Raw genomic sequence first — 12,492 nt, 5'->3', positions numbered from 1 at the left:
ACAGCGGCTTCTTTGACCCAGACCGGGTTTTTGCAGGTAAATCAAAAAAAACGCAGCATCTTACAGATCGTCGAGAAAGGTTTTATCCAGCTGTTTAAATGCGCGTCTGAGCACATCCGCCAGAGACTGATAGGTCGGTTTACCTTCAACGGGCGCCAGCGCCTGCCCTGCCGCCAACAGCTTCTCGCGTACATCATGGAACCAGTTCAACAGCCCCGGAGGTAAAGGCGTCACTGAGCGTTTACCCAACCACCATAATCCCTGCATCGGCAGGCTACAGGCAAAGAGTGCTGTCGCCACGGCGGGCCCCAGCTGCCCACCCAGAGCAATCTGCCAGGTCATGGTAAAAACGGCCACAGGCGGCATATAACGAATGGCAAAACGTGTCACTTTGGTGACCCGGTTTTCAGGAAACATGGGGGCAAGACGCTTATCAACAGGCCATGTCTTCATATAATGCTGTCCGTGCTGAAAGAGTTTAAACCAACCGACAGAACCGGATTCATTAGCCATGCCTGACCTCAACTTCGGAGAGAAAAAATAAACAAAAACCACAACACAACAACTTTACCTTACAACTTTCAAAATATTTTGTCTTTAAGGGAGACACTGGTTATCCTGTGCTCGTTTCTTTACTGACCGTTAACGCCATGTTGTCAGCCGCAGGGATTCAGGCATATCAACATGGATTAACTCAACAACTCCCAACATTTTTATGAGATTTCTTGCTTTTGCACAAAATTAGCGGTCAGCATGATGTTCATCATTAATCTACACACTTTCATGCGCTACGCTGAAAGTCTGTTTGCTTTTCTTTTCGCCAATTTAACCAATAGGGACCTTCCATGTCGAGTAAGTTAGTTTTGGTTCTGAACTGCGGCAGTTCATCGCTCAAATTTGCCATTATCGATCCGGCAAACGGCGATGAATTCCTCTCCGGTTTAGCCGAATGTTTCCACCTGCCAGAGGCACGTATTAAGTGGAAAATGGAAGGCGCTAAGCAGGAAGCGGAACTGGGCGCTGGCGCAGCCCATAGCGAAGCACTTAACTTTATCGTTAAATCTATCCTGGCACAAAAACCTGAACTTTCTGCACAAATCACTGCAATCGGCCATCGTATTGTTCATGGTGGTGAAAAACTGACGCAATCCGTTGTTATCGATCAGGCTGTTTTGCAGGGAATCAAAGATGCTTCATCATTTGCTCCTCTGCACAATCCGGCACATCTGATCGGTATTGATGAAGCAATGAAAAACTTCCCCCACCTTTCTGACAAGAATGTCGCTGTTTTTGACACTGCTTTCCATCAGACTATGCCGGAAGAGTCCTATCTTTACGCCCTGCCTTATCATTTATACAAAGAGCATGGCGTCCGTCGCTATGGCGCGCATGGTACCAGCCATTTCTATGTGACTCATCAGGCGGCAAAAGCACTCAATAAACCACTGGCAGAGCTGAACATCATTACCTGCCATCTGGGTAATGGCGGGTCTGTTTCCGCTATTCGTAACGGTGAATGCGTGGATACCTCAATGGGTCTTACCCCGCTGGAAGGCCTGGTAATGGGAACCCGTTCTGGCGATATCGATCCGGCAATCATGTTTTTCCTGCACGATACGCTGGGCATGAGCGTCGATGCCATTAATAAAATGCTGACCAAAGAGTCTGGCCTGCTGGGACTAACTGGCGTCACCAGCGACTGCCGTTACGTAGAAGATAATTACGAAACAAAGGACGATGCTAAACGTGCCATGAACGTTTACTGCCACCGTCTGGCGAAATATATCGGCTCTTACACCGCGTTGATGGATGGCCGTCTGGATGCGGTGATCTTCACCGGTGGCATTGGTGAAAATGCCGCGATGGTGCGCGAACTGACGCTGAACAAACTGGCTCTGCTCGGCTTTGATGTTGACCATCAGCGCAATCTGGACGCGCGCTTTGGTAAGTCCGGCTTTATCAATAAAGAAGGCACCCGACCTGCGCTGGTGATACCCACTAACGAAGAGTTAGTCATTGCCCAGGACGCCAGTCGTCTGACGGCTTAAGTCATTAACACCGCCAGCCCTGCTGGCGGTGTTGTTTTCCGACACCAAATTACATATTCACCATGATGAGTGTCATCGTAAAGCGGCAGATTAATCAATTCCCGGAAGTTCACTTCTGTCATCAACCGGGTAAACAGGTGCTGCTGTGCGACCCGTTACCAGGGTTATGATCTGAGAGGTTTACCGTGTCCCGTACAATTATGTTAATCCCGACCGGCACCAGCGTCGGCCTGACCAGTATCAGTCTTGGCGTTATCCGCGCCATGGAACGCAAAGGCGTTCGCCTGAGCGTATTTAAACCCATCGCCCAGCCGCGTGCCGGGGGCGATTCGCCCGATCAGACCACCAATATCATCCGTAAAAGTTCATCGATTCCTGCGGCCGAGCCGTTGCAGATGAGCCGGGTTGAGTCGCTGCTTGGTTCCAATCAGCAGGACGTGCTGATGGAAGAGATCATCGCACTCTACCATGAAAATACCAAAGATGCTGAAGTGGTACTGGTTGAAGGCCTGGTGCCGACCAGTAAGCATCAGTTCGCTTCCGCGTTGAACTACGAAATTGCTAAAACGCTGAATGCTGAAATTGTGTTTGTCATGTCACTGGGCAATGACTCCCCTGCCCAGTTAAAAGAGCGTATCGAACTGACCCAAAGCAGTTTTGGTGGTAACAAAAATAAAAATATCACTGGGGTTATCATCAATAAACTCAACGCGCCGGTTGATGACCAGGGGCGTACCCGACCAGACCTGTCTGAAATATTTGATGATTCTACCAAGGCCAGCGTCGCCAATATCGATCCGAAGCAGCTGTTTGCTAACAGTCCTCTGCCGGTACTGGGCTGTGTTCCCTGGAGCTTCGAACTGATTGCCACTCGCGCCATCGATATGTGTCATCACCTGAATGCTGAAGTGATTAACGAAGGTGATATCAGCACCCGGCGGGTGAAATCTGTCACCTTCTGTGCGCGTAGCCTGCCACACATGCTTGAGCACTTCCGTCCGGGGTCGCTGCTGGTCACTTCAGCAGACCGCCCTGACGTACTGGTTGCCGCCTGCCTGGCCGCAATGAACGGCGTGGAAATTGGCGCCATTCTGCTTACCGGTGGCTACAAAATTGATGACCAGATTAACGCACTCTGCCAGCGCGCCTTTGCTACCGGCCTGCCGGTATTTATGGTGAAAACCAATACCTGGCAAACCTCGCTGAGTCTGCAAAGTTTCAATCTGGAAGTTCCTGCTGACGATACGCAGCGCATTGAGCGGGTGCAGGAGTATGTGGCCAGCCATATCGACTCCGACTGGATCGAATCGCTGACTGCCGCCTCTGAACGCAGCCGTCGTCTGTCACCTCCGGCTTTCCGTTACCAGTTAACCGAGCTGGCACGCCAGGCTGGCAAACGTATTGTCCTGCCGGAGGGTGATGAACCCCGTACGGTAAAAGCGGCAGCCATCTGTGCTGAACGCGGTATTGCCACCTGTATCCTGCTGGGCAATCCGGATGAGATCCAACGTGTTGCCGCCGTGCAGGGTGTGGAACTGGGTAAAGGCATCGAAATTGTTGACCCGGAAGTGGTCCGTAAAAATTACGTCGCCCGTCTGGTAGAACTGCGTAAAAACAAAGGAATGACTGAAGTGGTCGCGCAGGAGCAGCTGGAAGATAACGTTATGCTCGGCACCATGATGCTGGAACGTGGTGAAGTGGATGGCCTGGTTTCCGGTGCCGTGCACACCACGGCCAACACCATTCGTCCGCCATTACAGCTGATTAAAACTGCGCCTGGCAGTTCGCTGGTTTCCTCCGTGTTCTTTATGCTGCTGCCGGAGCAGGTGCTGGTATACGGTGATTGCGCCATCAATCCGGATCCTAACCCGGAACAGCTGGCCGAAATCGCCATTCAGTCCGCCGATTCTGCCACCGCTTTTGGCATCGAGCCGCGCGTGGCGATGATCTCCTACTCCACGGGCAATTCGGGGGCAGGTAGCGATGTGGAAAAAGTACGTGAAGCCACACGCATTGCGCAGGAAAAACGGCCGGACCTGGTGATTGATGGCCCGTTGCAATACGATGCTGCGATTATGGACGACGTGGCTAAATCTAAAGCGCCGAACTCCCCGGTTGCAGGCCGCGCAACGGTGTTTATCTTCCCGGATCTCAACACCGGTAACACCACTTATAAAGCCGTACAACGTTCAGCCGATCTGATCTCTATCGGTCCGATGTTGCAGGGGATGCGCAAGCCGGTGAACGATCTGTCTCGCGGCGCGCTGGTTGACGACATTGTCTACACCATCGCACTGACAGCGATTCAGTCAAAACAGGCTGAGCAACAGTAAGCTTCAACTAATAAGGCCGCCAGCGCGGCCTTATTTCATTCTGAACACCCCGCCGCCAGCCCGCTTAAAAAAAACCTGCATTTAACCAGTCGGCAAAATCAACGCGCGTTTGTCGCCGAACACAAAAAACCACAGCCATTTTTCACCACCCAATAGCAGCGCTGAGCAGCCCTGAGAAGCGTTAATTGTCGGCGTGTTATTTAATGCAAAGCCAGCTGTTACGCTATCAGCCACGGCATTTGTAAATGCAGATTATTGACACCAGGCCGCTGGTGCAGCCTGATTTAACTGGCAGGTAAACATTACTGAATCATCACGTCCAGCGCTCGCAGATGCTGCGGCTGCCAGGACAGGGTGACCTCGCTACCGGGTTTCCAGCGGCTGTCCATCTTCACCGGACTGAGTTTAACCATAAAATTTCCCTGCCCGGCCACTTCGGTCAGCATCCGCACATGATCACCGAGATAGATAAACTGCTGGATACGTGCCTGTACCTGCTGGTCGCCTGTTTCCGGTGCATTGACGTTCAGCCGTTCCGGACGAATACTCAGCTGGATTTTCTTACCCGGCGAACTGGGTCGAACTTTCAGCGCATCCAGTTGCGTACCGTCATCCAGCTGCACGTTGTAGTAATCCCCCTGACTTGCCAGCTGTGTTGCCAGCAGGCCATTGTTTTCACCAATAAACTGCGCGACAAACGCATTAGAGGGCTGTTCATACAGCCGCTCCGGACTGTCCATCTGCTGGATCATGCCATCGTTAAATACCGCCACGCGATTGGACATGGTCATGGCTTCACTCTGGTCGTGGGTAACGTAAACGATGGTCAGCCCCAGCATCTCATGCAACTGCTTGATTTCCATCTGCATATGCTCACGGAGCTGCTTATCCAGCGCGCCGAGTGGTTCATCCATCAGCACCAGTTTCGGTTCGAAAACCAGCGCCCTCGCCAGAGCAACACGTTGTTGCTGGCCTCCGGACATCTGCGCCGGATAGCGGTCAGCCAGCGAGGTCAGTTTGATCATATCCAGCACCCGACTGACCCGCTCCTTCACGTCGGCTTTACTCAGACGACGAATGGTTAACGGGAATGCCAGATTTTCTGCCACCGTCATATGTGGAAACAGTGCATAGTTCTGAAAGACCATGCCGATATCACGCTGGTGTGGCGGCAATGTGTGCAGTGGTTGATCGCGCAAAAATATTTCGCCAGCGGTCGGTGTTTTAAACCCTGCCAGCATCATCAGACTGGTGGTTTTGCCAGAGCCGGACGGGCCTAACAGCGTCAGGAACTCACCCTCTTCCACGTCCAGATTGAGATTACGCACCACCAGCTTTTCGCCGTCGTAGCTCTTTTTGATGTTCTTGAAACTGACCAGCTTTCTCATGGCATTTTCTCGTGCAGACAGAATAAATGACTGACGGGCTCAGAAATCATCTTCTGGCCGCCGGGTGGCTCTTTTTAGCTCTACCACAACATTTTTCCTTTCGACAAGCAGAATTTGACAATGCCAGGATACATACACCGGAATAACTATCTATAACAATTTGATTATTATAATTTTAAATTATTTAAAATTAAATTGTTCTCAGCAACCCGGCAGGATCAGGCAAGCACAACGCACCTTCTCAGTGCATTGCGCCCCATTATGAGGCATCAACTCACGTGGGTTGCAGGCGTCGTTGCAAACAGTGCAGTACCGGCTCGAAGGTGGCCGCCATCTGCTGTTCCTCCACGCAGGCATAGCCTAACAGCAGGCCACGTCGCTGGGTTCCTGACAGATAGTAGGCCGACAGTGGGCGGGTCAATATCCCTGTCTGCTCCAGCTCTGCGGCCAGCGCCACGTCGTCAATGCTGTCCGGCAGGGAGAGAATCAGATGCAGCCCGGCATTGCTCTGCGAGGCCAGAAAAGCCGGACCCAGCCGGGTAGTAATCACCTCCACCAGCGCATCCCGGCGTCGGCTGTAAAGCTGGCGCATCCGACGCACGTGCGCCGCGTAATGTCCATCGCGAATAAATTCCGCCAGCGTCAGTTGCACCAGACCATTGCCACCACGATAGAGTTCGGAGTGCGCCATTTTCATTCGGGCCGCCAGCGGTTTTGGCACCACCATGTAACTCAGACGCAGCCCCGGATAGAGTGATTTACTGAAGGTGCCGAGATAAATAACCGGCGCATCCGCTGACAACCCCTGCAAGGCCGGAATTGGCGTATCGCCAAAGCGAAATTCGCCGTCGTAATCGTCCTCCACCACCCAACTGCCGGAGGATTTCGCCAGTGCCAGCAACTGCTGTCGACGTTGCAGGCTCATCACCGAACCCAACGGATACTGATGTGACGGCGTGACACAAATCAGTTTTGGCAGCGGCGTCTGGTTATCCCGCGTGGTAATGTCCGGCAGCACCATCCCCTGCTCATCCACCGGCGTGGGCAACAGCTCCACGCCGTTAACCGCCAGAACGTTACGAAACCCCCAGTATCCTGCCTCTTCAATCCACGCGCCATCACCCGGATCGCACAGCATTTTTGCCAGCAGATCCAGTGACTGGTGCGTCCCGGCGGTAATCAGGATCTGATCGTGGGTACAGTTCAGTGAGCGGATCACCCGCAGATAGTCGGCCAGCGCCTGTTGCAATTGCAGGCAGCCACCGTGACTGGAATAACTCAGCGCCTCGACGGGCATCCGGCGGCTGAGCCTCAGCTGAATTTTGCGCCAGATATCATGCGGCATATGGCTGACGTCAGGTACGCCGGGCATAAATGCGCCCCACTGGTAGGCCCCCGCCCCACTGCGGGTCAGAATCCGGATCCCCCGTCGGGACAGGCTGGCATAGCGGAATGGCCTGGCCGATACCAACTCTGGCTCACTGTTTTCCGGAGCCACTTCCGGCAGCTGCTCACTGACGAAGGTTCCGCTGCCGGTGCGGGTTTGCAGGTAGCCTTCTGACTGAAGCTGCTCATAAGCAGCCAGCACCGTATTACGCGAAACGCCCAGCTCTTTAGCCAGATCGCGTGAAGCAGGCAGTCGACTGCCGGTGGCTATCGCCCCTTCCTGGATTGCCGCCTGCAAAACATCGTACAGGCGCTTGTTCAACGCACCCGCCGGAGCCTGGCTCAGGCGATGTGCCAGAAGATCGCCAAATAACGTTCGCAAAAATTGGTACCTCCAAATAAAAAAAACTGGCTCTGGATCCTCCATCCCACAAAACGGTACAAACCAGATAGCCCAATGCGTGTGCTACAGGCCACGCACCGACATCCGATGAGGTACAGCCATGAGCAACAGTGAAGTTCAACAGCGTCGTTTAGCTGCCACGCCGCGTGGCGTTGGCGTGATGAGTGATTTCTACGCCGTTCGCGCCGAAAACGCCACGCTGTGGGATCATCAGGGACGAGAGTATACCGACTTTACCGCCGGGATTGCCGTTCTTAATACCGGTCATCGCCATCCAAAGGTGGTTGATGCGGTCAAACGCCAACTGGACTGCTTCACCCATACCGCCTTTCAGGTGATCCCTTACGAAAATTATCTGCTGCTGGCTGAACGCCTGAACCAGCTTGTGCCCATCGATGGCCCGGTCAAATCGACCTTTTTCTCTACCGGCGCAGAAGCGGTGGAGAATGCGGTCAAGATCGCCCGCGCCGCTACCGGACGTGCCGGCGTTATCGCCTTTACCGGCGCGTTTCATGGTCGCACCATGATGACAATGGCGCTGACCGGCAAAGTGGTGCCGTACAAAACGGGATTCGGCCCGTTTCCTGGCCCCGTATTCCACGCCCGCTATCCTAACGCCCTGCATGGCTACAGTACGGAAGATGCCATGGAAAGTCTTGAGTCGATTTTCCGCTGTGATGTCAGCCCACAGGATATTGCGGCAATTATTTTCGAACCGGTGCAGGGTGAAGGGGGATTCAATATTGCGCCAGCCGAATTCGTCAGCAAACTGCGCGAGCTTTGTGACAGGCATGGCATTTTACTGATTGCCGATGAAATCCAGACCGGTTTTGCCCGCACCGGCAAGGTGTTTGCCAGTGAGTACTATTCCGCGAAGCCCGATCTGATCACCATGGCTAAAAGCCTCGGCGGCGGCCTGCCGATCTCAGCCGTGGCCGGACGGGCGGAAATCATGGATGCACCGCTACCCGGCGGGCTGGGCGGAACTTATGCCGGTAACCCGCTGGCCGTTGCCTCGTCGCTGGCAGTGCTGGAGGTGATAGAAGAGGAGCAACTGTGCCAGCGAGCGCTTCGTCTGGGAGCGGAACTGGTGGAAACCCTCAATGGCTGCGGTAACCCGGCGCTGGCGGAAGTCCGCGCGTTGGGATCGATGGTGGCAGCCGAATTCATCGATCCGGCCAGCGGCCAGCCCTCTGCGGCGACCGCCCGTGAAATCCAGCAGAAAGCGCTGGAACAGGGGCTGATCCTGCTGACCTGCGGGGTGCATGGCAACGTTATTCGTTTCCTTTATCCGCTGACCATTCCGGATGCACAGTTCAGAGCGGCGCTTGCCCTGCTCTCCTCCATTTTAACGCACTGAAAATCAGGCACCAAAGGTGCACAAGTCTGTCCGGCGGGTTATCCGCTGATAACAATAACGACGGGAGTATCGGGATGGTTAAAAAGTTAGCAGCACTGGTTCTGGCAACGTTCGCACTGCATGCACAGGCAGAAACACTGACCGTTGTCTCGTTTGGCGGCACCAATAAAGATGCACAGGACAAAGCCTTTTATAAACCCTTCGCTGCCGCAGGCAAAGGCACCATTGAGGCCGGCGAGTACAACGGCGAGATGGCCCGTATTCGCGCCATGGTTGAAACCGGTCAGATTGGCTGGGATGTGGTGGAACTGGAAACCCCGGAGTTGCAGCGTGGCTGCGAAGAGGGGCTTTTTGAAACGCTGGACTGGAATAAGTTGGGCAAAAAGGCAGACTTCATTCCTGCCGCCGTCACCGAATGTGGTGCCGGTATCTTTGTCTGGTCCACGGTGCTGACCTACGACGCCAGTAAACTGAAGAAAGGTCCCACCAGTTGGGCTGACTTCTGGAACACCAAAGATTTTCCTGGTAAACGCGCGCTGCGTAAAAGCGCCAAATACACGCTGGAAATCGCGCTGATGGCCGACGGCGTTAAACGCGAAGATGTCTATAAAGTGCTGGCTACCCCGGCGGGTGTCGACAGGGCCTTCAAAAAGCTGGATCAGATTAAGCCAAACATTCAGTGGTGGGAATCTGGCGCGCAGCCGTTGCAATGGCTGGTTTCCGGCGATGTGGTGATGAGTTCAGCCTACAATGGCCGTATCGGTGCCGCGCAGAACGAAGGGCATAACTTCAAAATCGTCTGGGACAATGCGTTGTATGACCTCGACAACTGGGCGATCGTTAAAGGCTCGAAACATAAAGCGCTGGCGGAACAGTTTATCGCTTTTGCCAATCAGCCTGAAAATCAGAAAGTATTTGCAGAAAATATTCCTTATGGCCCAACTAACGTTAACGCAGGTAAGTTGCTCGATCCCAAACGCCTGAGCACACTGCCTACCGCGCCGGAAAACCTGGCGAAATCGGTTCAGGTGAGCAGTGACTTCTGGCTGGAACATGGTGAAGAACTCGAACAGCGCTTTAACGCCTGGGCGGCTAAGTAAATCAGGCAGGTCGGGCCTTGCTACCGGTCCGACCGCCGACCAATAAAGGAGCCTGCAATGAGTCAAAACCCGGTTATGGAGTCCGCCAGCGCCCACAGCATGAAAAAAGAGCCGGATCTGATCCAACGGTTACGTCAGGTGGACCGTGCGAAAACCCGCCGTTCGCTGCTACTGATAGCTCCCCTATTTGCTTTTGTGTTGATCTGTTTCCTCTTTCCCATTCTGTCGATTCTCAGTAAGAGTGTCGAAAACCCTGAATTCAGCGACACATTGCCGCAAACCACCGCCGCACTGAAAAAGTGGTCTGGCGAAACATTGCCGGACGAATCACTGTATGCCCTGCTGGGTAAAGAGCTGACCACAGCCCGCGAACATGGACAAATTGCCGTGGTCGCCAAGCGTATGAGCTATGAAGATCCCAGCTTCCGCCGTCTGATCATTACCGTTCCCCGGCTGGTGCCGGAAAATGGTCAGAAGGTCAAAGAAGCGATGATAGCGGCACAGCCGCTGTGGGGCGACATAGCCACCTGGAAAACGCTGCAACGCGCCGCCAGACCGGTGACCAGCTACTATCTGCTGTCGGTATTTGACCGCAAAGTTGACGCCAGAAGTGGTGAAATTACCGCACTTCCTGCCGACCAGGCGCTGTATGTGAATGTTTTGCTGCGCACCCTGTGGATGGCGCTGGTGGTAACGCTGCTTTGCGTCGGCATCGGCTATCCGCTGGCCTACTGGCTGGCTAAGCAACCCTCAAACCGTGCGAATCTGCTGATGATCCTGGTACTGCTGCCGTTCTGGACCTCGCTGATTGTGCGTACCGCCAGCTGGATTGTGCTGTTGCAGTCAGGCGGGCTGATTAACCGGGCGCTGATGTGGACAGGCATCATTGACCATCCGCTGACGCTGGTATTCAATCGCGTTGGCGTCTTTATTTCCATGACCCACATCCTGCTGCCTTTTATCGTACTGCCGCTGTATGCGGTGATGAAGGGTATCTCTCCGGGCTACATTCGCGCCGCCGTTTCGCTGGGTGCACATCCCTTTGTTGCTTTCTGGCGCGTTTATGTCCCGCAGACTTACGCCGGTATCGCGGCGGGCGCGCTGCTGGTGTTTATGATGGCGATTGGTTATTACGTAACGCCAGCCCTGCTGGGTGCGCCGGACGATCAGATGGTCAGTTACTTCGTTGCCTTCTTTACCAATGGAACCATGAACTGGGGTATGGCCGCCGCACTGGGCAGCCAGCTGCTGATTATCGTCATGCTGCTCTATATCGTTTACGTGCGCGTGACCCGGACGTCTGCCGAAGCGGCAGCGCATTAAGGAGAGGATGATGAGACAAAAAGGTAGTCAGACGCTACGCCTGTGGAACGCATTTTTTAACCTTTACAGCGCGGCGATATTAATTTTTCTGATTGTGCCGATCCTGGTGATTGTGCCGCTGTCATTTAATTCCAGCTCATTTCTCAGCTACCCGCTCAGTGGCTTTTCACTGCGCTGGTATCAGACCTTCTTTCACTCACAGGAATGGCTGAATTCCCTGCTCAACAGCCTGATGATTGCTCCGCTGGCAACGCTGCTGGCCACGGTCCTAGGGGTGCTGGCTTCGATGGGGCTGGTTCGCGGGGAGTTTCGCGGCAAAGGGCTGGTGATGGCGGTGCTGATTTCTCCGATGGTAGCACCCGTGGTGATTATCGCCGTGGGCATGTTTTTCTTTTTTGCTAAATTGTCACTGCTCAACAGCTATCTGGGCCTGGTGCTGGCCCATGCCCTGCTCGGTGTGCCTTTTGTGGTGATTACCGTCGTGGCAGTACTGAAAAGTTATGAAACCAACCTGTCACGGGCAGCGGCCAGTCTTGGCGCGCCGCCATTACTGACTTTTCGTAAAGTCACGCTGCCGCTGATTGCTCCCGGCGTCTTCTCCGGTGCGCTGTTTGCCTTTGCGACCTCGTTTGACGAAGTGGTGGTGACGCTGTTCCTCGCCAGTCCACGCCAGCGCACCCTGCCAATTCAGATGTTTGCCGGTATACGTGAGAATCTTGATCCCACTATCGCCGCTGCCGCCTCACTGATGATTGGTGCGTCATTAATTCTGCTGATCGTCATGGAATTGCTGCGACGTCGTGGTGAAAAAATGCGTCAGAGTAGCCCTGCCCACTGATATCAGCCCTTCAATCAGCCGGCTGCCGCTGGCTGATAACCTTTAACACCAGACGTCAGCTTCAGTTCAATAAAAGCGCGGCATTTCCCCAGACAGCGGCTACTGAGGGCAGTATTTACCCTGTTCAGAAAAGTATATTTCCCGCCTGAAAATCGCATTAATACATCGTGGTAAATTCGTTATAAAAGTTCCATTATTTTAATTATTTTCCCCAGACAGCCGTCGGTCGCGAAATAACACGCAATTAATCCGCACACTCCTTCCAGGATAACTCCCAAAACATAAAATTCATTTTACAACAGCATCAGCTATG

At 53.8% G+C, this 12,492-nt stretch carries 9 protein-coding genes; 6 read left to right on the top strand and 3 right to left on the bottom strand.

The window, feature by feature from the left end; translation table 11 throughout:
• Positions 1 to 60 precede the first annotated feature (60 nt).
• The gene (gene yfbV / locus AC3RPL_RS05795) at positions 61 to 513 is read right to left on the bottom strand and encodes a terminus macrodomain insulation protein YfbV (protein WP_034938122.1); all 453 of its coding nucleotides are present in this window, start codon (positions 511 to 513) and stop codon (positions 61 to 63) included.
• 332 nt (positions 514 to 845) lie between these two features.
• Here yfbV and ackA point away from each other — a divergent pair, with 332 nt between their 5' ends.
• On the top strand, positions 846 to 2,048 hold the full coding sequence (gene ackA / locus AC3RPL_RS05790) for an acetate kinase (protein ID WP_490739271.1): 1,203 nt from the start codon (positions 846 to 848) through the stop codon (positions 2,046 to 2,048).
• A 185-nt stretch (positions 2,049 to 2,233) separates the two neighbouring features.
• Positions 2,234 to 4,381 (top strand): phosphate acetyltransferase, encoded by a 2,148-nt coding sequence (gene pta, locus AC3RPL_RS05785; protein ID WP_490739270.1) that lies wholly within the window; start codon positions 2,234 to 2,236, stop codon positions 4,379 to 4,381.
• Positions 4,382 to 4,683: 302 nt separating this feature from the next.
• Here pta and AC3RPL_RS05780 read toward each other — a convergent pair whose 3' ends face one another.
• Both AC3RPL_RS05780 and pdxR read right to left on the bottom strand, forming a co-directional pair.
• On the bottom strand, positions 4,684 to 5,769 hold the full coding sequence (locus AC3RPL_RS05780; protein WP_490739269.1) for an ABC transporter ATP-binding protein: 1,086 nt from the start codon (positions 5,767 to 5,769) through the stop codon (positions 4,684 to 4,686).
• Positions 5,770 to 6,043: 274 nt separating this feature from the next.
• Entirely contained in the window at positions 6,044 to 7,537 is a 1,494-nt protein-coding gene (gene pdxR / locus AC3RPL_RS05775) for a MocR-like pyridoxine biosynthesis transcription factor PdxR (RefSeq protein WP_490739268.1), read from the bottom strand.
• Between the two features lie 121 nt (positions 7,538 to 7,658).
• On the opposite strand from pdxR, the gene AC3RPL_RS05770 reads away from it, so the two are divergent.
• The 4 genes from AC3RPL_RS05770 to AC3RPL_RS05755 all read left to right on the top strand — a co-directional run bounded on the left by AC3RPL_RS05770 (position 7,659) and on the right by AC3RPL_RS05755 (position 12,179).
• Complete coding sequence (locus AC3RPL_RS05770) at positions 7,659 to 8,918, top strand: 4-aminobutyrate--2-oxoglutarate transaminase (RefSeq protein WP_034938132.1); 1,260 nt, start codon at positions 7,659 to 7,661, stop codon at positions 8,916 to 8,918.
• A gap of 74 nt (positions 8,919 to 8,992) precedes the next feature.
• Complete coding sequence (locus tag AC3RPL_RS05765) at positions 8,993 to 10,018, top strand: ABC transporter substrate-binding protein (RefSeq protein ID WP_034938134.1); 1,026 nt, start codon at positions 8,993 to 8,995, stop codon at positions 10,016 to 10,018.
• 57 nt (positions 10,019 to 10,075) lie between these two features.
• Complete coding sequence (locus tag AC3RPL_RS05760; RefSeq protein WP_490739267.1) at positions 10,076 to 11,341, top strand: ABC transporter permease; 1,266 nt, start codon at positions 10,076 to 10,078, stop codon at positions 11,339 to 11,341.
• Between the two features lie 10 nt (positions 11,342 to 11,351).
• Positions 11,352 to 12,179 (top strand): ABC transporter permease, encoded by an 828-nt coding sequence (locus tag AC3RPL_RS05755; protein WP_490740638.1) that lies wholly within the window; start codon positions 11,352 to 11,354, stop codon positions 12,177 to 12,179.
• The last annotated feature ends 313 nt before the right edge of the window (positions 12,180 to 12,492 follow it).

Source organism: Erwinia papayae, assembly GCF_058241465.1.
Note: the sequence above shows the minus strand (reverse complement) of the source record. Positions and strands in the feature narration are given on the sequence as shown.